This is a genomic window from Phytohabitans flavus, from assembly GCF_011764545.1.
In the GTDB taxonomy this organism is placed as follows: Bacteria; Actinomycetota; Actinomycetes; order Mycobacteriales; family Micromonosporaceae; genus Phytohabitans; species Phytohabitans flavus.
The window spans coordinates 7584082-7603623 of the sequence record NZ_AP022870.1; the positions used below are offsets into that span (position 1 = coordinate 7584082).

Here is a 19542-nt window from a genome sequence, read left to right on the forward strand (position 1 = left end):
CTCGGGCGGCCCCCGCGACCTCGGCTAGCCGAGTGTGGCCAGCTCGCTCAGCAGTACGTTCGACAGGACCTGGCCGTCGAGCCGCACCTCGCGCAGGTACCACTTCTGCTGCGGCGTACGCGGCTGGTTGAACTGCCAGGTGCCGCGCGGGCTGTCGACCTGGCCGACCCGGCCGAGCATCAGGTTGATCTGCTGCGCGGTCGGGCTCCCGCCGCACAGCCGGATCGCCCGGTCGAGCACCTGCGCCGCGTCGTACGACGCCATGGCGGACGCCGAGGGCAGCAGGTCGTGCTCGCGCTGGTACGCCGTGGCGAAGAGGCGGTTGGCCGCGTTGTTGAGGTCGGCCGAGTAGTTCATCGCGGTGAAGATGCCCTCGGCATCCTCACCCATGTCCTGGAGCGCGGTGCCCTCGGTAAACCCGCCGGGCGCGTAGATCTTGGCGTTCAGCCCCTCGGACCGGTACTCCTTCACGAACTCGACCGCCGCGGGGCCGGTGTAGAACGCATACACCACGTCGGCGTCGCTCGACTTCAGCTCGTCCAGCGTCGGCAGGAAGAAGTCCTTGTCGGGCGCGACCGCCGCGTCGGTCCAGAGCGTCTGGATCAGCCGCGCGTCCGTGGCGCCGAACGCCTGCCGGAACTTGTCGACCGCGTCCCGGCCGGTGTCGTCGGTGGGTGCCACCACGGCCACCCGCTGGCTCCGGGGTACGACGCCGGTGAGGTAGCCACCCAGTGCCTGGCTCGGGTCACTGTCGACGAACGAGGCGGACCAGATGTAGAGCACGCCCTGGAGGCTGCCGGGCACGCCGTTGGTGGCGAGGAGGGGGACGGTGGCGCCCTCGATCGTGTCCCGCACGCTGGGGAGCGCGGCCGATCCGGCCACGCCGGTGAGCGCGAGCACGCTCTGCTGGAGGAGGTTGTCGACAGCGGTCTTGAGGCCCTGGGCTTCGTCAGCCGTCACCAACTGGACGGGGTGGCCGCCAAGCCGGTTCTGGTTGAGCTGGAGGTAGAGCTGGAAGCCGTGGACGAGGTCGTCGCCGATCACCTTGAGCGGGCCGGTCAGCGGCGCCACCAGCCCGATCCGGACGGGGTCGTCGCTCAGCTGCGGCTCGCTGTCGGCGCTGTCCTCGGAGCCGCACGCGGCGGCGACGCCGGCCGCGCCGAGCGCCGCGAGGAGTTTCAGCGCCTGCCGGCGGTCTATCTGGGGCACGGTCACCCTTTCCCATGGTCGGGGGCCGGATCGCGGCCCACTCGGCTGTCTACCCGGTTCGCGACGCTGCGTCAATGAACCTTTTTCAACCCGGGACCCAGAGCACGCACCGGCCGAGGCAGGTTGATCATGGGTGCATTGACTGCAATGCGTTCTTTACGACCGGCCAGGCGCTCGACTGCGGGTCGATGAGGGCGAAATGCTCGGTATCGGGTAGCTCGATGAGTGAAACATTGCCGCCGCCGGCGCGGGCGTTCGCTGTGTACTTGCGGCTGATCTCCACGGGCACATGACGGTCCTGTAGGCCGTGAATAATCACGCTGCGTACACCGGGTGGTGTACGAGAGGAAGGATCGGCTTCCGCGTACCGGTCCGGCACCTCGCTCGGGCCGCCGCCGAGCAGCGCCTCCACCGCGCCGCGGTCGAGGTCGAGCCGATGCGCCTCGGCCAGGTCGGCGACCGGTGCGAGGGCCACGACACCCAGGACGGGCGTGGGCGCGGTCAGCGCGTACCAGAGCGCCAGATGGCCGCCGGCCGAGTGGCCGAGCAGCAGCGGCGGTGCCCACGCCAGGCCCAACAGTTGCGGCACCGCCGTCACGCCGGCCACCACATCGGCGAAGGTGCCCGGCCAGCCGCCACCCGGCTGTCCGGTCCGGCGGTACTCGAGCTGTGCCACGGGGTAACCCGAAGCGGCCAGGTCGGCGGCGAGCGGCGCCGTGTGTGATCGATCCCACTCCGCCCGCCAGAAGCCGCCGTGGACCACGATGACCAGGGGCCGGGCCTTGGCACCCGGGGGCGGCATCCGCACGTCCGCGATCTGGTCGGGGTGGTCGCCGTACCGCACGGTGGTGTCCGGCGGAGGGGTCGGGCGGTGGAGTACGCCGCGGGGGTCGCTGGGCATGCCGAGACGCTATCCCGGGCACTTCCCCCACCGGTGCCCGCCTGCCTCGGGCCCTGCGCGAAGATGGACGGCATGACCGAAGCAGCCCGTAACCCGGAAGAGGCTGGCCCGGGGACCGTCGTGGTGGTGGGTCCGGACGGACGTCCGCTAGGCACCGTCGACACCGACACACAGGCCGATGGCGAAGACCCGTCGCGCCTGATCGAGCAGCCGGCGAAGGTCATGCGCATCGGCAGCATGATCAAGCAGCTGCTCGAAGAGGTGAAGGCGGCACCCCTCGACGAGGCCAGCCGCAGCCGGCTCCGCGAGATCCACAAGCGTTCGATCACCGAGCTTGAGGACGGCCTGGCGCCCGAGCTGCGCGAGGAGCTGGAGCGGCTGTCGCTGCCGTTCGAAGACGGCGTGACGCCCAGCGAGGGAGAGCTGCGGGTCGCTCAGGCCCAACTGGTCGGCTGGCTGGAAGGGCTCTTCCACGGCATCCAGGCCGCGCTGGTGGCCCAGCAGATGGCCGCCCGGCTCCAGCTGGAGCAGATGCGCGGCGGCGGTCGACCCGCACTGCCCGCGGTGCCCGGTGGCCTGATGCCTGGCATGCCCGGCGGCGGCCAGCAGCCCCAGCAGCAGGGCGAAGGCAACCGCACCGGCCAGTACCTATAGGTCCCTCTAGGTCTCCAGCTCGAAGAGCTTTTCGAGGTACGCGGCGACGCCATCCTCGTCGTTCGACAGCGTCACGTCGTCGGCGATCTCCCGTACGGCGGGGTGGGCGTTCGCCACGGCGACCGCGCGTCCGGCCCAGGTCAGCATCGGCACGTCGTTGGGCATGTCGCCGAACGCCACGACCTCGGCCGGATCGATGCCGCGCTGCTCGCAAAACCAGGCCAGGCCGGCCGCCTTCGTCACGCCGGCCGCGGAGATCTCGATGAGACCGCTGTACGACGAGTGGGTCGCCTCGGCCAGCCCGCTGATCGCTGCGGCGACGATCTGTACGAACACGTCCGGGTCACGCCGCCCGGCCCGCACCAGCAGCTTCACCGCCGGTACCGAGGCCACCTCCTCGGGTGTGAGGAGCATCCGGATCGCCGGCTCGGGCTCCCACAGCACCGGCCACTCGGCGTCGTGGCGGAACTGCCGCCCGTCTTCCACCTCGACGGCGAACATCGCGCCGGGCACCTCGGCCCGCAGCCGCCGGGTCACCTCGGCGAGCAGATCAGGGGCGAGTGGATCGGCGCGCAGGACGCGATCGGCGGCCGGGTCGTAGACCACCGCACCGTTGGCGCAGACCGCCGGGAGCGGCTCGTGCAGCTGGTCGTACACCTGGTGGAGCCACCGCACCGGACGGCCGGTGACCAGCACGACCACCGTGCCTCGCGCGGCGATCCGGGCCAGCACCCCCGCGGTGCGCGGGCTGAGCGAGCGGTCCTGACGCACCAGCGTCCCGTCGAGGTCGGTGGCGACCAGACGCGGCAACTCTCCCATCAGCGGGACAGTAGTCGATCGAGGTAGACCGCTACGCCGTCGTCGTCGTTCCGCAAGGTCACCTCGTCGGCCAGGCGGCGGACCGTCGGGTGGGCGTTGGAGACCGCGACCCGGCCCCAGCCGGCCCACTCGAACATCGGCACATCGTTGGGCATGTCGCCGAAGACCAGCACCTCGGCCGGGTCGACACCGAGCAGGTCGGCCACCACCGAGAGGCCGGTGGCCTTGTCGACGCCGGGCGCGCAGATCTCCACGAAGCCGAGGCCGGCCTGCGTCACGGACGCCTGGTCCGGCCGCATGACCTCGCGGGCGGTAGCCAGGAGCGTGTCGACGTCGTGGTTTGCGGTCCGCGCGAACGCCTTGATCACGTCGCCGCTCAGGCAGTCGGCGCGGGTCCGCTCCTCGAACCGGTCGGGGTAGCGCCAGGCGGGGTCGAAGTCGCCCCACAGCGGCGAGTCCGGGCCGTCGAGCGCCTCCACCATCACGGTCAGCGGCCCGACCCTCGCCTCGAGCTCCGTGATCAGCTTGGCCAGCACCGCGCCGGAGAGACGCTCGTCACGCAGCACCACCGGGCCGGCCGGATCGGTCTGGTCGATCACCCGACCACCGCCGGCCATCACCAGGTAGTCGGCCGCCCGGATGTCGTTACGAGTCAGCTCGGCGAGCCGCGGTCCGCGCCCCGTCGCACCCACGATCGGAATGCCGGCCGCCCGGACCCGGTCGAGCACCTGATGGGTGAACTCGGACACGGTGTCATCGCTGCGCACCAGCGTGCCGTCGAGGTCAGTGGCGATGAGCTTTGGCAGTCCCGGGCGGGGCATGGTCCCTCCTCACCCGGCCGGACCAGGGCAGCGAGTCCGCTCCAGCACCGGCGGGGGAGCAACCGTACCTCACGGACCGCGACTCAACCATGACTTCCGTGCGACGCGACGATGTACAAGGTCAGGCGTTAGGTCGATCACCACGCGCGACCGGTTCGAGTACGTCGCGGCCGCCCAGGAAGGGCTGAAGGGCCTTGGGCACACGCACCGAGCCGTCCGGCTGCTGGTGGTTTTCCAGGATCGGGATGAGCCAGCGGGTCGTCGCGAGCGTGCCGTTGAGCGTCGCGGCGGTCTGGGTCTTGCCCTCCGCGTCGCGGTAGCGGACGCCGAGCCGGCGGGCCTGGAACGTGGTGCAGTTGGACGTGGAGGTCACCTCGCGGTAGCGGCCCTGCGACGGCACCCACGCCTCGCAGTCGTACTTGCGCGCCGCGCTCGTGCCCAGGTCGCCGGCGGCCACGTCGATCACGCGGTAGGGCACCTCGACCTTGGCCAGCATCTCCTCCTGCCAGGCCAGCAGCCGCAGGTGCTCGTCGTGCGCCTCCTCCGGCCGGCAGTAGGTGAACATCTCCACCTTGTCGAACTGGTGCACGCGCAGGATCCCGCGCACGTCCTTGCCGTGCGATCCGGCCTCCCGGCGGAAGCAGGTCGACCACCCCGCGTACCGGACGGGGTGCTCAAGGTCGAGGATCTCGCCCGAGTGGTACGCCGCCAGCGGCGCCTCGCTCGTGCCGACCAGGAAGAGGTCGTCGGCCTCGAGCCGGTAGACCTCGCTGGCGTGGGCGCCGAGAAAGCCGGTGCCCTCCATCGACTCCGGCTTGAGCAGCACGGGCGGGATCGCCGGCGTCAAGCCGTACTCCACCGCCTGGGCGATCGCCATCTGGAGCAGGCCGAGCTCCAGCAGCGCGCCCACGCCGGTGAGGAAGTAGAAGCGGCTGCCGGAGACCTTGGCGCCGCGTTCCATATCGATCGCGCGTAGCCCCTCGCCCAGCTCCAGGTGGTCGCGCGGGCTGTCGATGTCGGGCTTCTGGCCGACCTCGCGCAGCACCACGAAGTCGTCCTCGCCGCCGGGCGGCGCGCCCTCCTCCACGAGGTTGGGCACGGCCAACTGCGCCATACGCAGCGCCGTCTCGGCCCGGCTGGCGGCCGTCTCGGCCACCTTCACCTCGGCCGAGAGCTCCTTGGTACGGGCCAGCAGCGCGGTCTTCTCATCGCCCTTGGCCTGGGAGACCTGCTTGCCTAGCACCTTCTGCTCGGCGCGCAGCGTCTCGAAGGCCTGCACCGCCGCGCGGCGCTCCTCGTCGGCGCGCAGCAGCTCGTCGACCACGGACTCGGACTCGCCACGGACACGCTGGCTGGCACGGACGGCGTCGGGATCGTCGCGAAGCAGGCGGAGGTCAATCACGAAATATAAGCCTACGTGCTTGGAGCATCCCGTTTTCCGTCGGGCGCGGCCGCCCTTGCATCCGTCATCGGGACGAAAGGTGCGGTGGGCGCGACGGTGAGGTCGGCCGGCGGCGGGAGGTCGCTGTCGAGGTCCTCCGCCTCCTGCCCAGCGCGGGGTCGCCGCCACGGCCAGTCCACCGGGTCGGCCGCCTCAGCCTGCGGCGCGGGCTCGTAGCCGGCGCCCGCCGCGGCTGGCTGTGCGGGCGGTGTTGGCATGAGGCGGCCGGACAGGTACAGGGCGATAGCGAACCCGGCGATGCCGACGAACGCCATGGTCACCCGCGCCCATACGTCAGCTCGTAGGCCGGGCCCTGTGACCCGATGAAGAAGTCGGCCGCCGCGAGGGCCGCGCTGTTTTCGTCGAGCCAGACGACCATGCTGATCAGGACCGCGCCCGAGATGCCCGCGGCGGTCAGGCCGAGAATCCGCAGCTGGTCGCGCATTGCCGGGCGACCAAAGAGGATCAGGCTCGTGCACGCCACGAGCAGGAAGATCCCGATGAGGTACCCGGCTGCGTAGCCGCCAAGGTCGGGAAGGCTGGCGGTGGTCGGCTGTGGTACGGGTCCGAAGAGGTCCGACGGGGTGAAGGTGGTGGTCTGCCACTCGCCGATCAGCGAGGCGAAGATGGCGACCGCACTCAGGCCGGCGATGACCGGCACGAGCCGCCAGTCTCGCCGCACGGCCGTGAGGACCTGCGCGGCCCGTGGACGCTTGGCGGCCGGCTCGTCGTCGCCGAACTCCACGACCGCCGGCTCGTCGAGCCGCGCGCCGATATCCGCCTGTGGCTCCTGCGACATGGCTACAGGCTCTCTTTTTCCAACGTGCTCAGCAGTACCACCCGAGCTTCCGCGTAGCGGGCGCCGCCCGCCACATGAACGAGCTTGTGCTGGTAGATGACGGGCTCACCGTCGTCGGCCTCCTCGACTCGCCAGTACTCCGGGATACCAGCATCCGCATACACCGCAGGCTTGTTAACCCGGTCCGCAGCCCGCGAGTCGGGCGAGACCACCTCGACGACCAGCTCGAACTCCCGTGCCGGGTGGTAAGCGACCTGCGGCGCGGGCGGGTCGCGCAGCACCCCGACATCGCAGTCGTAGATTTCGCCCGGTCCAATGACGATGCCCGCTTCGTGATAGGCGTTCATGCCCTGCGACCTAAGGAGATTCATGACACGAAACTCCGCGTCCGAATGCCACGCCCGCATCGCTGCTGCTGACACGATCAGCCTTCCCTCACTTACCTCGTACCGATAGTCGCGGGGAAGGCTCAACAGCATCTCCGGTGTCCACTCCACAGTCACCGGCAGCTCGATCGTCCGCATCGCGCACCTCTCCTGAGCTAGCCCTCACCCAGGATAGGCATCAGTTTCGCTGGGTGCGGACTGACAACAGGGCAGCGCCGAGTGCCAACATCAGCGGTGCTGCGATGCCGTACCCCACGCCGGGCCCGCGTGTCGCGCGGACGTCGACCATCGCGATCCCGCTCATGACCGTGTCCACTGAGGCGCCTGCCGCCCGCGCTCCGACCAGGCTGGCGAGAAACATGCTGGCCACGCCGACCGCGAGCGCGGCCACCCCGGCGCCCCGGGCCGCGCTGCCGGTGGCCGCCGCCGCGCCCGCGACCAGGCCGAGTACCCCGAAGAGGGCGAGCACGTACCACCAGCCGAGCTCCAGTTGGAAGACGGCGATACCACCAGAGTGGTCGAGGTCAGCGCCATCGACGGGTACGTCCACCGCGAGACGGTAGTGCGCCCAGGGGACCGCGAGCGCCAGCAACGCAAGCACGAACCCGGCCACCACAAGGGCGCAGCCAGCTACCAACGCCACCTTCCGGGTCATAGCGGGATCGTCGCATCGCGGTGCTGATTGGGCTAGCGTCGGGCTCATGCCTATCCGCACCGCAGCTGCCCGCTGGCAGGGCAATCTCACCGAGGGTTCCGGCACCATCCGCACTGGTAAGGGCGGATACGAGGGGAACTATTCATTCAAGTCCCGCTTCGAAGAGGGCGAGGGGACCAACCCCGAGGAGCTCCTCGGCGCCGCCCATGCCGGCTGCTTCTCGATGGCCTTCTCGAAGGGCCTCGCCGACGCCGGTTTCACGCCGGACTCGGTCGAGACCACGGCTAAGGTCCACCTGGACAAGACCGACGCCGGGTTCACCGTCACCCGCATCGACCTCGAGACGGTCGGCCAGGTGCCGGGCATCGACGAGGCCGAGTTCCTGAAGATCGCCGAAGGCGCCAAGGCAAACTGCCCCATCTCCCGGGTGCTCTCGCCCGGCGCCGAGATCACGCTCAACGCCCAGCTGGCCTGATCCCTCCGTCTTCCCCGACGGCGCCGGCTCTCCGGCGCCGTCGGTTCTCTCTGCCGTTCGGGCAGAATGGGTCACGTGCCCGTCGAGATGAGCCGGCAGCGGTTCGAGGAGCTAGTCAGCGAGGCCCTCGACGAGGTGCCCGAAGAGCTGCTCGGCCTGATGAGCAACGTAGTGATCCTGGTCGAGGACGACCCGCCGCCGGGCGAGCGGGAGCTGCTCGGGGTGTACGAGGGGTACGCGCTCACCCGCCGCGGCTGGGACTACGGCGGTGTGCTGCCCGACCGGATCACCATCTACCGCAACCCGACGCTGCGCATCTGCGACACAGAGGACGATGTGGTCGAAGAGGTCGCGGTCACGGTGGTGCACGAGATCGCCCACCACTTCGGTATCGATGACGAACGGCTGCACGAGCTGGGTTGGGGCTGAACGGCCGAGATCCACTATTGCCCGCGCGGCTTACCCTCCGAGACATGCGTAGCGCGTTGTTCTCGGCGGAGAACCTCGAGAAGGAGTCGGCGCAGCCCGGTATGCGGCTGCAGAACTCCAAGATGTTGAAGATAGAGCTCAATGGCGAGTGCATGGCTCGCGTCGGCGCCATGGTCGCCTACCAGGGCCAGGTCCAGTTCCAGGCGCTCGGCTCCGGCGGCATCGGCAAGTTTCTCAAGCAGAAGCTGACCGGTGAGGGTGTCCCGCTGATGAAGATGACCGGTCGCGGCGACGTCTTCCTCGCCGACCTCGCGTCGGACGTGCACCTCATCGACCTGGAGCCCGGCGACGCCCTGTCTATCAACGGCTCCAGCGTGCTGGCCTTCGACTCGACGCTCCAGTACGACATCCGGATGGTGCAGGGCATGGGCATGCTCTCCGCCGCCGGCCTGTTCAACTGCGTCTTCACCGGCCAGGGGCGGATCGCGGTGACCACAAAGGGCACCCCGGTCGTGCTCAACGTCGACCAGCCCACGTTCGTCGACCCGCAGGCCGCTGTGTGCTGGTCGGCCAACCTCCAGACCGGCTACCACCGGGCCGAGCAGATGGGCCTTGGCACGCTGTTGGGGCGGCGGACGGGTGAGGCGTTCACGATGAGCTTCGCCGGCCAGGGCTTCGTCGTCGTGCAGCCGTCCGAGGAGCCGCCGGTGCAGGGCAGTGGCCAGCAGCAGAGCAGCGGCGGCCTGGGCGGCCTGCTCGGCGGCTAGCCCGAAGGCGGCCCGCTAGCCCGAAGCGGCCCGGCCAGCGGAGCGGCGGCCCGCTGGCCGAATAAAGCGGCCGGCTAGCTCAGCTCGCCCGCGCGGATGCGTGCCAGCCATGCCGCCGCATCGGCATAGTCCACATCGGAGAGACCGGCTGGCGCGGGGACCGGCCGGTCGTCCTCGACGGCGCGGTGTCGTGGGTACGAGCCGAGGAAGCGGACGTCGGCGCAGACCCGGTGCAGCCCCTGCAGCGCCTCGCCGAGCCGGTCGTCCGAGACGTGCCCGGTGCAGTCGAGGAAGAACGCATACCGCCCGAGCCGCTCGCCCGTGGGCCGGGACTCGATGCGGGTGAGGTTGATCCCCCGCACGGCGAGCTCCATGAGCACGGCGAGCAGCGCGCCCACCCGGTCGTGCGAGATGAAGACGGCCAGCGACGTCACGTCGTCGCCGGTCGGTGCGGACAGTGCCGATGGCCGGGACACCAGCACGAAGCGGGTGACCGCGTCCGGGTGGTCGGAGATCTTCTCCGCGAGCACGGCCAGCCGGTAGCGATCGGCGCCGATGGGCGCGCAGATCGACGCGTCGTACTCACCCTCGGCGGCGGCGATGGCGGCGGCCGAGTTGGACAGGACGTCGACCACGGTGGCATCGGGCAGGTGCGTGCGCAGCCAGCCCCGGCACTGGGCGGAGGCCTGCGGGTGGGCGGCGACCGTGCGGATCCGGTCGAACGCCACCGGCTCGCGCGCGCCGAGCACGAACTCGACCGGGATCACGACCTCACGGGTGATCACGAGCGGCGCCCCGTCGATCAGCTCGTCGAGCGTGACGCCCACCGCGCCGCCGACGGAGTTTTCCAGCGGCACGAGCGCCGCGTCTGCCTCGCCGGCCCGGATCGCGTCGAGCGCCTCTGGGACGCTGCGCGCCGCCGTACGGATACCGCGCACGGCCGCGGGCAGCGTGAGCAGCGCCTGCTCGGTGAACGTGGCCTCGGGACCGAGGAACATGAAGTGGGTGGGTGGCACGCCGGGCATGCCCCTCAGCCTAGACAGTGCCGGGGGCGGGTCCTGCCTCGCAGGCCACGGTGCGGATGCCGACCGGGGCACTGGTGCGTACCGGGATGTTGCAAACGTTGGTGCCCGCAGTGACGAGCGTCAGCGAGCCGGGCGCGCCCCGGGTCACCACCAGGAGCGGGTCGCGGTCGGGGACGACGATCACGCTGTACTGCCAGCTGCCGGCACAGAGCGGGGTGTCCGAACGGACCTCGGCCGTCTCGCCCCGGGGCAGCATGCCCGAGGTGTTTCGGAGCAGCGCCATCACCTGTGTGGCGCTCGGCTGGCCATGGCACAGCACCGCGGTGGTCTCGCCGAACGTCGGCGTCGCGCTCGGCCCGCCAGTCGGCGGCAGGTCGGAGGCGACCGGCGGAGGGGAGTCGGTGGGCGGCGCCGTCTTCGGCGAAGGGACCACGCTGCCAGGCGGGTCACGCAGCTCGGGTGGGAGGCCACAACCCGAGGCCAGGGCGGCGACCGCGAACGCGGCGGCACCGGCACGCACGGCGGCGGTGATCACGGCGGCACCGCTACGCGCGGCGCGGGCATGGGCAGGCACGCGGCTCCTCGAACATCAACGGGCGTCGTTGGACGGCCGGAGCGGCCACGGTCCATAGTAGGGGGATACGGCCGTTAAATGGCGATCGCGGGTGTGTCTCACACTGCGCAGAAGAACGTCAGCGACCCCGACACCTCGCCGCCGTCGTGCAACGGAGTGGCGATCGCATCGACGGTGGCCGCCTCGTCCTCGCGCGCTGCCTGGACCCGCAGGAGGCCCCGCGCCAGCCGACCGGACGAGATGGCGAGCATCGGCGGGATCTTTTCGATCTCGGTGTCGGGCAGCTCGATGCGCGCCTGGGTGAAGTCGACAAGGTGGAGCACGCCCTCGAACAGGCTCTCCCCCACGACGTCGACCGGGCTGCCCAGGCCGAGCAGCTGGCAGGCCGACTCGGAGATCGCGACGATCGCCATCTCGGGGTCGATCAGCATGCACGGCTCGGCGGCCGCGGCGACGGTGGGCGCCCAGAGCTCAAGGCTGCCAAGCTGCTCCGGCTGTATTGTCGCGCGGGCTTCCGGCACGAACGCTTCCGAAATGGAGAGTTCGACGTGCGCCACTCCGCGCCTCCAATACGCTCCGCCGGCCCACCGCTACGCTAACCGGTCTCGGCACTCAACGCCGACCCGATCCTTCCGGCGGGTTTGTCCGGTACGGCTGGCTGGGACGCTACCGGCGGGAGCCCTTCTTGTCAGCGGCCGTTCGGCCCTCCTCGTACCACCGGTAGTTGGCCGCCGACCGGTACGGAGCGTTTAGCCAGGTGGACGGGTGACGAGCGACCCGGGAAAGCTTTTCCGCCGTGGCGGGTGTGATCTTCTGCCCACCGGCCACGAGCAGGCGGTCGAGCTCCCGGTGGGTCGCCACGAGGCAGTCCTTGGGCAGCCCGTACACACTGATCTGGCCCGAACCCACGAAGGTCAGCACGGGGGTGACCGGCACGGTCATGCCGACCGCGGCTGTGAGGGCCTTGCTCGCACGCTTGGCGTCGCGCCGCGCCTCGGCGAAGTAGGCCGGGCGCTTGCCGTTGATCTGCACCACGTCTCCGGCGATCATCACGCGGGCGCGACCGTGGTCGGCGACGGTGACGGCGAAGATGCCGCTCGGGCCGATCGCCAGGAAGCCGGCGCGCTCGTCGCGCGCCCGTCCCTCGACGTCGAGGACGACGGGCGCGTCATTCCGCGGCCAGTCGACGACGTGCCATGCGGGGCCGAGGTGGTCGAGGCGGGTGAGAGCGCGGGCACCCGCGGCCTCCACACGCCGCGCGTCGCGCTCGGCGCGCCGCCTGCGGGCCCACTCAAGGGCGGTTGGTCGAACCGCTTCGAGCATCGCTGACTGGTCGTCGCTCGTCGGGCCCTGGCCAGCGGGGGGTAGCGCCCGCTGCGGGGGACAGCACGACGCGCGGGGAAGACGGTCATCGCGGACCTCCGGCAAAAGGTCTCTCTAGTTGTGGTTTCACTACCGTACGTGGTTGAGCGGGTACTCAAGAAGGAGTGACCGGGAGATGAGTGGGGATGAATGCCGCATTCACGACCCGCCTCTTTTGTCAGATGGTGCTACCTGACTGACTACGCTGACCATTGTGGCCCATTACGTGGACAGTGAGGTTGGAAGACTCGTCACAGTGCTCCTCCACCGTCCGGGGCCTGAGCTGGCCCGGCTGACCCCGCGAAACAACGACTCGCTGCTCTTCGACGCGATCCCCTGGGTGGGCCGGGCGCAGGAAGAACACGACGCCTTCGCGGGCGCCCTGCGCGATCGGGGAGTCGAGGTCCTCTACCTGAGCACGCTGCTTGCCGAGACGCTCGCGATCGACGAGGCGCGGGCCGAGCTGACCGGCTTGGTACTCGCCGACGCGCGGCTGGGCGACACCCTGCGCCGGCGGGTGGCCGACCACCTGAGCTACCTGGACCCGGCGGGACTGTCCGGTGTGCTCATCGCCGGGCTCGCCCACGAGGAGCTGCGCGGCCGCACCGGAGGGCTGGTCTACACCCTCATGGACACGCACGAGTTCATCATCGACCCGCTGCCCAACCTGCTCTTCACCCGCGACTCGTCGGCGTGGGTACAGGACCGGGCCGCGGTGACCAGCCTCGCCATGCCGGCCCGGCGGCGGGAGACCACGCTGCTGCACACGATCTACCGGCACCATCCGCGCTTCGCCGGTACCCAACTCCTGTACGAGCCGGCCCTCGAACCCATCGAGGGTGGCGACGTCCTGCTCCTCGCGCCGGGGGTCGTGGCGGTCGGCGTGGGGGAGCGCACCACCCCGGCCGGTGCCGAGCGGCTGGCCCGGCAGATCTTCGCCGACGGGTTGGCGCACACGATCCTTGTCGTGCCGATCGCCCAGGAGCGGGCCACCATGCACCTCGACACGATCGTGACCATGGTCGACGTCGACGCCGTGCTGATGTACCCGAACGTGGCCGGCGCCCTCACCGCGTACACGGTGGTGGCCGGCGACGACGGCGAGCTACAGGTGGACGGGCCGGCACCGTTCCTGGCAGCGGCGGCCGACGCGATGGACCTCGACGCGCTCCGGGTCATCGACACCGGGCTCGACCCCGTGACCGCCGAGCGGGAGCAGTGGGACGACGGCAACAACACGTTGGCCATCCAGCCGCGCCTGTGCGTGGCCTACGAGCGCAACGTGGGTACAAACGCCCAGCTCGAACGCGCGGGCATCGAGGTGATCCCGATCCCCGGGTCCGAGCTGGGCTCCGGTCGCGGCGGCCCGCGGTGCATGTCCTGCCCGATCGTCCGCGAACCGCTGAGGCCCTAGCCGCACGGGGCTTAGCCAGCGGCTCAGCGCAGGGTCAGCTGGCGGCCCAGCAAGCCCTGCTTGGCGCGTCGAGCGGTCGCGTCGAGCGGGCTGTCGTCGGCGAGCACGTCGCTGTACCGCTTGGCGAAGTCGGCCAAGGGCGCTTCCCACTCCGCCGCCTCCGGGTCGCGGGGGATGTCCCACACCGGGACCAGCCGCCCGTGCGCGCGGAACATGCCGGCGAACTTCGTGTTTTCCCCCAGCAGCAGGTCGCCCGCCCCGGCGAGCCGGGCGAGGGCGTTGAGCGCGGCGTCCTCGTCGTCGGGCAGCACCCAGCGCACGTGCCCCTTCTCGGGGACCCGGCACCAGTACGCCGCCTTCGCCGCCGCCAAACGCACGGTCGGGTAGATCGAGGCGTTGGCCCGCTCCAGCGACGCCTTGACGTTGGGGTCGTCGGCGGCGTCGGCGTCCAGCCAGAACTCGAACGTGTCGTGCATGGTCACGTCGAGCGCGCCGTCGACCAGGATGTCCTGGAGACGGGGCCCCTCGCCGGGCAGGGCGGGCACGGCGACGGTGCCGCCCGGCTCGGTCTCCAGCGCGGAGAGCAGGGCGACGGCGAGATCGCGGGAGATGTCGCCGGACTGCACGTGGCGCTGGAGCCCGACGAAGACCCGGCCGTCCGGCTTGGTCATCGCCGGCCACGCCATCGGCAGCACCGTGGCCAGGGTGACGGACCGCTCGCCGTACTTCGTCACCAGCTCGGGGGTCAGCCGCAGGGGCGCTGACGCGGCCGGGACAAGCTCACGCAGCGCGATCCACTCGGCCTCGTCGGCCAAGCCCTCGAACGGACGGGGTACGAAGATGTCGCGCAGCTTCTGGCGCTTCGGCGCCGCCTCGGCGGAGTTCTTTCGACGCTTACTCACGGCGGTCCAGCCTAGGCTCTATGCGCGCGGCGCGGGGGCAAAGGCGCGGGCGGTCACGGACTTTCCCGCCGATCGTGGTCGAGGCTGCCGGACAGCTCGGCCCAGACGCTCTGCCCGAGACCGTCGCGGTCGACGCCCCACCGGTCGGAGAGGGCGGCGACGATGCTGAGCCCGCGCCCGTCGATGGCGTCCGCCGCGATCGCTCGGATCCGCGGCTGCTCCGTCGCGCCGCCGTCGGTGACCCGCACCTCGACCGTGTCGCGGTCGACCTCCTGGTCGGAGCCCGCCGGCCGCAGCCGCCAGGCCACTCGGACCACGCCGCCGGGCAGCGGGGTGGCGTGGCGCACGGCATTGCCGACCAACTCGGCCAGCACGGCGACGGCGTCTGCGAGGAGGGTGGGGTGGACCGCGTTACGAAGCTCGGTGGTGAGGCGTTGGCGGGCGATCCGCGCCCCGCGGGGATGGTGCGGGATGACTACACACCAGGCTCGCTCGGCCAGTGCCATCGAGACCACCATCGTGCCTCCTGCCCTCACCTATCCGCGCGGGAGTCGCACCTCTGCGACGGTACCGCCCCCTTCGCGGGGACGGAGGGACACCCACCCGTTTTGTCGCTCGACAATCCTTCTAACGAGATAGAGGCCCAAACCGGTCCCCGGATACCTCCTCCGGTCTCCCTGCTCGCCCTGCCAGAACCGATCGAACGCCCGCTCGACGTGCTCCGGTCGTACCCCGATGCCGCGATCGCTAACCCGGAAAACCACCGTGCGCTCCTCCGCCTCGGCGGTCACCTCCACAAAGGTGCCGGGATTCGAGTACTTCTCCGCGTTGGTCGCCAGCTCGGTGAGGACGGTGGTCATGCTCGCCCGGTCGCCATACGCCTTCGGGAGGTCGTCGGGAAGGTCGAGGGTGAGCCGCCGGCGCGAGTCCGCAGGGAGGGCGACGGCCGCCGTGCGCAGGGCATCCACGAGGTCGAACGGCGTGGGTGGGGCGCCGCCCACCTGACCGCCGTCGTTGGCCGCGGAGAGCAGGCGGTCGACGAGGCGGGCCAGCTCGCCGGCCCGCAGCCCGATCACGCGGGCGGCCTCCAGCCGGTCAAGCTCCGAGAGCGAATCCCAGTGATTACTGAGCGTATCCGCGTATCCCTTGATGACGGTCACCGGCGTACGAAGCTCGTGGCTGGTCACCGCGACGAAGAGATCGCGGTCGTGGTCGCGCCGGTATTGGTCAGTGGTGTCACGGAAGGTGACCACCCGTGACCCATACGTCCCCGGGAGCTCGCCCGCCGTGACCTTCAGCCAGCGGCCGTCGTCGAGCCGGTGATCGAGCACCTGGCCGGGGGTCGGCAGCGGGAACGGCAGCCGCTCGCCGAGCATCTTTTCCGCCGGGAAGCCGGTGACCTGCTCGGCGGTCGGATTCCACAGGCGGATGCGCAGGTCGCGGTCGACCACCGCGAGACCGTCGGCGAGCGCCGCGACCACCGGCCCGCTGCCGTGCACGGGTAGGCCGGCCTGGTCGCCGTAGAGGTGGGCGATGCAGCTGGCCAGGTAGGTCATCAGGGAGTGGTGCTCGGCGGTCGCGCCGCCCGCGGCATCGGCGAAATACGCATACAGGCTGCCGATCGTCGCGCCACTGATCTCCGCGCGCGCGTGCATCGCGCGGTGCAGGCCCCGGGCGCGCAGCTGGAGCGCGAAGCCGGCCTCGAACGCGGTGGCCGTCAGCTCGCTCGACTGCGCGCCGGCCAGCAGTCGCGCGTTTGCCGGGGAGCCCGGATTGACAGGGCGCCCCAGCGTCCAGTCGGTGGCCCCGCTCGCGGCGATGACCCGGCCGCCGGACGGCCCATACTCCACGAAGGTCATCCCGTCGGCGTGCAGCGCCCGCTGGCCGAGGCCGAGTAGGTCGCCCACCACAGGCAGGCCGGACACGCCTGACCTGGCCATCTCGACGACGGCAGCCTGGCCGACGATCAGAGCGGCGTAGTCAGGGCTCGGTGGCATGCCCCGAGTCTGCCCTGTGGGACTCCCGTTTCGCTATCACCGCGCTTTCTCTATCCCACACGGTGTCCGTCCCGGTTTCTGGAGATCTACAGCACGCGGGCCGGCTGTCCGCCCTCGCTGACCAGCTCACGGCCGGTGGCGGCCCAGTCCTGCATGCCGCCGTCCAAGTTGCTCACATTTTCCCAGCCGTTGCCGAGCAGGTAGGCCACCACCTGGCCGGAACGCCCGCCGGAGCGGCAGACGACGACGATGTCGCCGTCGGTGGGCAGCTCGGACAGGCGGGCGGGGATGTCCATCATGGGCACGTGGTGGGCGCCGGGTGCGTGGCCGGCCTCCCACTCGTCACGCTCGCGCACGTCGAGCAGGTAGGCGGTGGCGGGGATCTCCGCCGTGGTCACCGTGGGAATGTGAGGTCCGAACACAGGCCCCACTCTAACTACAGTTTGTTGATCCACTTGGGGTTGGCGTTGGCCCATTGGGGTACCTCCGCCCGCTTCAGGGCCGCGAAGAGGTCCGGGGCGGGGTCGTCCAGCAGCGCGTACGACGTGCCGCCGACCGTCTCCAGGTGGGCCGGGACCTGGAGGCCCACGAGGTCGTCGGCGCGCATGCCGTGCATCGCGAAGATCAGATCCTGGAGCGGTACCCCGTTGGTGTCCACGGTCAGCGACGACCCGACAGTCCGGATCAGCTGGTCCAGCTTGATCGGGTTGGTGACCATGCCGTTCTCGCCAACCTTCACCACGATGGCCTTGAGCAGCTGCTGCTGGTGCCGCTGCCGGTCGAAGTCGCCGCCCGGCAGGTCGTACCGCTGGCGGGCGTAGTCCAGCGCCAGCGCGCCGCTCATCTGGTGGCAGCCGAGGTCGAAGACATGGCCGGTGTGGATCGAGCGGGTCGGCGTGTCGACGCACATCGTCACGCCGCCGAGCAGGTCCACCACCCGCTGGAAGCCGGAGAAGTCGACGATGGCGGCGCCGTCGAAGCTGACGCCGGTGAGCCCGGTCAGGGTGGCGGAGAGCAGTTGCGTCCGCCCGTACGCGAACGCCGCATTGATCTTGTCGGTGCCGCGGCCCGGGATCTCCACGCGCAGGTCGCGCGGGATCGAGATCAGATACGCCTTGTCGTGCCCGGCGGGGATGTGTGCGATCACGATGGTGTCCGCCCGCTCCCCGTCCTCCGGGTCGTTCGCCCGCAGGTCAGTGCCGACCAGGAGGTAGTTGAGCGGCCCATCCGTGGCCGTAGCGCGCTGGCGGGCGGCGTCGTCGAGCAGCCGCTCCTGGGCGACCGAGCGCTCGTATCGCGATACGAGCACGCGCAGCCCCACGCTGCCCGCCACGGACATCAGCATGAGCGCGAGGCCGATACCGATGGCGAGCTTCGCCCAGCCGGGAGCCGGCGGCCGACCGGGTGGCCCCGGCGCCCCTGGTTCCCGCTCGATCGTCGACGTCGTCCCTCCCAGACCCGGCGGTGGCCGCTAAGCCCAGGCTAGGTCCGATTTACGGAGAGAGTGCCGATTTCAGCGAACGCCCGCACATCGCGCGCCCGGGTTTGGAGCCCGGGTCGGCCGCGGCGGCGGCCTCACCGCCAGCCGAGGTTTGGTCGTGAACCGCGCAGGGTGAGGCCGCGGGAGCGACGGTCTGGACCACCGCGGACATCGCGGTAGCTCATATCTCGATCTTGAAATTGATCTTCTAGGTCTTCGCGGTGAACTGCGGGTTGTTGAGCACGAACTCGGCGAGTCGGCCGTCGCGGACGGCCGCCAGCATCTGCAGAGACTCGTCGGTGAGCTGCTGGTAGTCGACGCCGCCGACCTTGACCGTATTGAACTTGCCGGCGTTGGTCTTGACGAGCACCAGGTCGTTGGCGGCTACGCCGCGCAGGGTGAAGACGAAGTCTTCGACCGGGATGCCCTGGGTGTCGAGCACGAACGCCTTGCCCGCCGCCTTGATGACGTCGTTGAGCTTGAGCGGGTTGGTGATCACGCCCTTGCTCGTCGCCTCCTTGGCGATGGCCTTGATGAGCTGCTGCTGGTGGCGCTGGCGGCCGTAGTCGCCGTCGGAAAGGCCCTTACGGATGCGGGCGTAGTCGAGGGCGAGCTCGGCGGACATCCGGCGGCACCCCTTCTCGTGCACGACCGGCTTGGCGCCCGGCGGCAGGTCCTGGATGCCGACGCCCTCCTTGTACCAGAGCTTGTAGATCTTGCCGGTCTTCTTGTCGATGCCCAGGTGGATCGACTCGGCGCGCTCGTCGACGCACATGTTGACGCCGCCCAGCGTCCTGACCACCTTCTCGAAGCCGGCGAAGTCGATGATCGCCGCGCCGTTGAACTTGATCCCGGTGATCGTGTGCACGGTCTGGGCGAGCGAGTCGACGCCGCGAGCCCGCTTCTCCAGCTCGGTGCCGGGACCCTGGTAGCCGTACGAGAAGGCGGCGTTGATCTTGTCGGTACCGCCGTTGAAGCCGGTCTTCGAATACGCCGGGATCTCCACCCGCCAGTCGCGGGGGATCGAGACCAGGTAGGCCTGGTCGTGCGAGGCGGGGATGTGCAGCACGACGATCGTGTCGGCCAGGACGGCCGTCTCGGAGCTGCCCTTGGGCCGGGCGTCGATGCCGACCAGCAGCATATTGACCGCGCCCTTGATGTCGTTGCCACCGGGCTGGCCGGCCGCGGCCGCGGCACCGCCGAGCAGGTTGGTGGTCTCGATGTTGGACGTGGCGTTGCCGATGATGACGCGGGCGCTGACGATCGCGGTGCCGCTACCCATCATGAGGACCGCGCCGAAGATGACCGCCAGGCGCGCCCAGAGCGGATCCCGCCGGCGCTTGCGCGGAGTGGTGACGTCCATCCCGGGGCGCCGCTGCCCGCGCTCCACCTGCATTCTGGGTCCGATCGCTGGGGGTCAGGTCCAGCCGGC

Annotated in this window: 24 protein-coding genes; 5 read left to right on the top strand and 19 right to left on the bottom strand. The window is 70.5% G+C overall.

Annotation, left to right across the window (positions count from 1 at the left end; translation table 11 throughout):
- Positions 1-24: 24 nt before the first annotated feature.
- The gene (locus Pflav_RS33435; protein WP_173042782.1) at positions 25-1209 is read right to left on the bottom strand and encodes an ABC transporter substrate-binding protein; all 1185 of its coding nucleotides are present in this window, start codon (positions 1207-1209) and stop codon (positions 25-27) included.
- Positions 1210-1336: 127 nt separating this feature from the next.
- Positions 1337-2110: an alpha/beta hydrolase family protein gene (locus Pflav_RS33440; RefSeq protein WP_173040750.1), complete on the bottom strand. Its 774-nt coding sequence runs from the start codon at positions 2108-2110 to the stop codon at positions 1337-1339.
- A 63-nt stretch (positions 2111-2173) separates the two neighbouring features.
- On the opposite strand from Pflav_RS33440, the gene Pflav_RS33445 reads away from it, so the two are divergent.
- Positions 2174-2764, top strand: coding sequence for a bacterial proteasome activator family protein (locus tag Pflav_RS33445; RefSeq protein ID WP_232072771.1), 591 nt, complete (start codon positions 2174-2176; stop codon positions 2762-2764).
- A gap of 6 nt (positions 2765-2770) precedes the next feature.
- On the opposite strand, the gene Pflav_RS33450 is transcribed toward Pflav_RS33445, so the two are convergent.
- The 7 genes from Pflav_RS33450 to Pflav_RS33480 all read right to left on the bottom strand — a co-directional run bounded on the left by Pflav_RS33450 (position 2771) and on the right by Pflav_RS33480 (position 7685).
- Positions 2771-3583 (bottom strand): HAD family hydrolase, encoded by an 813-nt coding sequence (locus Pflav_RS33450; protein WP_173040752.1) that lies wholly within the window; start codon positions 3581-3583, stop codon positions 2771-2773.
- Positions 3583-4404, bottom strand: a complete 822-nt coding sequence (locus tag Pflav_RS33455; RefSeq protein WP_173040753.1) for an HAD family hydrolase — start codon at positions 4402-4404, stop codon at positions 3583-3585. Before Pflav_RS33455 ends, Pflav_RS33450 begins: the two co-directional genes overlap by 1 nt.
- Before the next feature lie 121 nt (positions 4405-4525).
- Positions 4526-5806, bottom strand: a complete 1281-nt coding sequence (gene serS / locus Pflav_RS33460; RefSeq protein ID WP_173040754.1) for a serine--tRNA ligase — start codon at positions 5804-5806, stop codon at positions 4526-4528.
- Between the two features lie 11 nt (positions 5807-5817).
- Positions 5818-6126 carry a hypothetical protein gene (locus Pflav_RS33465; protein WP_173040755.1) on the bottom strand — a complete coding sequence of 103 codons (309 nt, stop codon included), beginning with the start codon at positions 6124-6126 and terminating at the stop codon, positions 5818-5820.
- Entirely contained in the window at positions 6123-6644 is a 522-nt protein-coding gene (locus Pflav_RS33470) for a hypothetical protein (RefSeq protein ID WP_173040756.1), read from the bottom strand. Before Pflav_RS33470 ends, Pflav_RS33465 begins: the two co-directional genes overlap by 4 nt.
- Before the next feature lie 2 nt (positions 6645-6646).
- Positions 6647-7168, bottom strand: coding sequence for a Uma2 family endonuclease (locus Pflav_RS33475; protein WP_173040757.1), 522 nt, complete (start codon positions 7166-7168; stop codon positions 6647-6649).
- Between the two features lie 40 nt (positions 7169-7208).
- Positions 7209-7685: a hypothetical protein gene (locus tag Pflav_RS33480; RefSeq protein ID WP_173040758.1), complete on the bottom strand. Its 477-nt coding sequence runs from the start codon at positions 7683-7685 to the stop codon at positions 7209-7211.
- A gap of 46 nt (positions 7686-7731) precedes the next feature.
- On the opposite strand from Pflav_RS33480, the gene Pflav_RS33485 reads away from it, so the two are divergent.
- From Pflav_RS33485 to Pflav_RS33495, 3 genes are all read left to right on the top strand, one after another.
- Positions 7732-8160 carry an OsmC family protein gene (locus Pflav_RS33485; protein WP_173040759.1) on the top strand — a complete coding sequence of 143 codons (429 nt, stop codon included), beginning with the start codon at positions 7732-7734 and terminating at the stop codon, positions 8158-8160.
- 66 nt (positions 8161-8226) lie between these two features.
- Complete coding sequence (locus tag Pflav_RS33490) at positions 8227-8589, top strand: metallopeptidase family protein (protein WP_173040760.1); 363 nt, start codon at positions 8227-8229, stop codon at positions 8587-8589.
- A 44-nt stretch (positions 8590-8633) separates the two neighbouring features.
- Positions 8634-9356 (top strand): AIM24 family protein, encoded by a 723-nt coding sequence (locus Pflav_RS33495; protein WP_173040761.1) that lies wholly within the window; start codon positions 8634-8636, stop codon positions 9354-9356.
- A gap of 74 nt (positions 9357-9430) precedes the next feature.
- Here the strand turns inward: Pflav_RS33495 and pheA are convergent, their stop codons facing one another.
- The 4 genes from pheA to Pflav_RS33515 all read right to left on the bottom strand — a co-directional run bounded on the left by pheA (position 9431) and on the right by Pflav_RS33515 (position 12278).
- Entirely contained in the window at positions 9431-10381 is a 951-nt protein-coding gene (pheA, locus tag Pflav_RS33500; RefSeq protein ID WP_173040762.1) for a prephenate dehydratase, read from the bottom strand.
- A 10-nt stretch (positions 10382-10391) separates the two neighbouring features.
- Complete coding sequence (locus tag Pflav_RS33505) at positions 10392-10955, bottom strand: hypothetical protein (protein ID WP_232072200.1); 564 nt, start codon at positions 10953-10955, stop codon at positions 10392-10394.
- Positions 10956-11053: 98 nt separating this feature from the next.
- Positions 11054-11512 carry a PAS domain-containing protein gene (locus tag Pflav_RS33510; protein WP_173040763.1) on the bottom strand — a complete coding sequence of 153 codons (459 nt, stop codon included), beginning with the start codon at positions 11510-11512 and terminating at the stop codon, positions 11054-11056.
- Positions 11513-11621: 109 nt separating this feature from the next.
- Positions 11622-12278, bottom strand: coding sequence for a hypothetical protein (locus tag Pflav_RS33515; protein ID WP_415624356.1), 657 nt, complete (start codon positions 12276-12278; stop codon positions 11622-11624).
- A gap of 250 nt (positions 12279-12528) precedes the next feature.
- Between Pflav_RS33515 and Pflav_RS33520 the strand changes: the two genes are divergently transcribed.
- A complete protein-coding gene (locus Pflav_RS33520; protein WP_173042784.1) occupies positions 12529-13731 on the top strand; it encodes an arginine deiminase in 1203 nt (400 codons plus the stop codon).
- Positions 13732-13754: 23 nt separating this feature from the next.
- Here Pflav_RS33520 and Pflav_RS33525 read toward each other — a convergent pair whose 3' ends face one another.
- From Pflav_RS33525 to Pflav_RS33550, 6 genes are all read right to left on the bottom strand, one after another.
- Positions 13755-14633, bottom strand: coding sequence for a DUF5926 family protein (locus Pflav_RS33525; protein WP_173040764.1), 879 nt, complete (start codon positions 14631-14633; stop codon positions 13755-13757).
- 53 nt (positions 14634-14686) lie between these two features.
- A complete protein-coding gene (locus Pflav_RS33530) occupies positions 14687-15151 on the bottom strand; it encodes an ATP-binding protein (protein ID WP_173040765.1) in 465 nt (154 codons plus the stop codon).
- 18 nt (positions 15152-15169) lie between these two features.
- Positions 15170-16630 (bottom strand): ATP-binding protein, encoded by a 1461-nt coding sequence (locus tag Pflav_RS33535; protein ID WP_173040766.1) that lies wholly within the window; start codon positions 16628-16630, stop codon positions 15170-15172.
- An 86-nt stretch (positions 16631-16716) separates the two neighbouring features.
- The gene (locus Pflav_RS33540) at positions 16717-17052 is read right to left on the bottom strand and encodes a rhodanese-like domain-containing protein (protein ID WP_173040767.1); all 336 of its coding nucleotides are present in this window, start codon (positions 17050-17052) and stop codon (positions 16717-16719) included.
- A 14-nt stretch (positions 17053-17066) separates the two neighbouring features.
- Positions 17067-17969: an LCP family protein gene (locus Pflav_RS33545; RefSeq protein WP_462933168.1), complete on the bottom strand. Its 903-nt coding sequence runs from the start codon at positions 17967-17969 to the stop codon at positions 17067-17069.
- Positions 17970-18318: 349 nt separating this feature from the next.
- The gene (locus tag Pflav_RS33550) at positions 18319-19506 is read right to left on the bottom strand and encodes an LCP family protein (protein ID WP_232072201.1); all 1188 of its coding nucleotides are present in this window, start codon (positions 19504-19506) and stop codon (positions 18319-18321) included.
- Positions 19507-19542 lie beyond the last annotated feature (36 nt).

What these genes read in the sequence shown, in the direction of transcription:
- Pflav_RS33515 (WP_415624356.1), bottom strand. Translation starts at nt 12,278, where the DNA reads ATGCTCGAAGCGGTTCGACCAACCGCCCTTGAGTGGGCCCGCAGGCGG.
- Pflav_RS33470 (WP_173040756.1), bottom strand. Translation starts at nt 6,644, where the DNA reads ATGTCGCAGGAGCCACAGGCGGATATCGGCGCGCGGCTCGACGAGCCG.
- Pflav_RS33550 (WP_232072201.1), bottom strand. Translation starts at nt 19,506, where the DNA reads ATGCAGGTGGAGCGCGGGCAGCGGCGCCCCGGGATGGACGTCACCACT.
- Pflav_RS33535 (WP_173040766.1), bottom strand. Translation starts at nt 16,630, where the DNA reads ATGCCACCGAGCCCTGACTACGCCGCTCTGATCGTCGGCCAGGCTGCC.
- Pflav_RS33475 (WP_173040757.1), bottom strand. Translation starts at nt 7,168, where the DNA reads ATGCGGACGATCGAGCTGCCGGTGACTGTGGAGTGGACACCGGAGATG.
- Pflav_RS33440 (WP_173040750.1), bottom strand. Translation starts at nt 2,110, where the DNA reads ATGCCCAGCGACCCCCGCGGCGTACTCCACCGCCCGACCCCTCCGCCG.
- Pflav_RS33455 (WP_173040753.1), bottom strand. Translation starts at nt 4,404, where the DNA reads ATGCCCCGCCCGGGACTGCCAAAGCTCATCGCCACTGACCTCGACGGC.
- Pflav_RS33530 (WP_173040765.1), bottom strand. Translation starts at nt 15,151, where the DNA reads ATGGTGGTCTCGATGGCACTGGCCGAGCGAGCCTGGTGTGTAGTCATC.
- Pflav_RS33545 (WP_462933168.1), bottom strand. Translation starts at nt 17,969, where the DNA reads ATGTCCGTGGCGGGCAGCGTGGGGCTGCGCGTGCTCGTATCGCGATAC.
- Pflav_RS33490 (WP_173040760.1), top strand. Translation starts at nt 8,227, where the DNA reads ATGGGTCACGTGCCCGTCGAGATGAGCCGGCAGCGGTTCGAGGAGCTA.
- Pflav_RS33445 (WP_232072771.1), top strand. Translation starts at nt 2,174, where the DNA reads ATGGACGGCATGACCGAAGCAGCCCGTAACCCGGAAGAGGCTGGCCCG.
- Pflav_RS33480 (WP_173040758.1), bottom strand. Translation starts at nt 7,685, where the DNA reads ATGACCCGGAAGGTGGCGTTGGTAGCTGGCTGCGCCCTTGTGGTGGCC.
- Pflav_RS33495 (WP_173040761.1), top strand. Translation starts at nt 8,634, where the DNA reads ATGCGTAGCGCGTTGTTCTCGGCGGAGAACCTCGAGAAGGAGTCGGCG.
- Pflav_RS33450 (WP_173040752.1), bottom strand. Translation starts at nt 3,583, where the DNA reads ATGGGAGAGTTGCCGCGTCTGGTCGCCACCGACCTCGACGGGACGCTG.
- pheA (WP_173040762.1), bottom strand. Translation starts at nt 10,381, where the DNA reads ATGCCCGGCGTGCCACCCACCCACTTCATGTTCCTCGGTCCCGAGGCC.
- Pflav_RS33485 (WP_173040759.1), top strand. Translation starts at nt 7,732, where the DNA reads ATGCCTATCCGCACCGCAGCTGCCCGCTGGCAGGGCAATCTCACCGAG.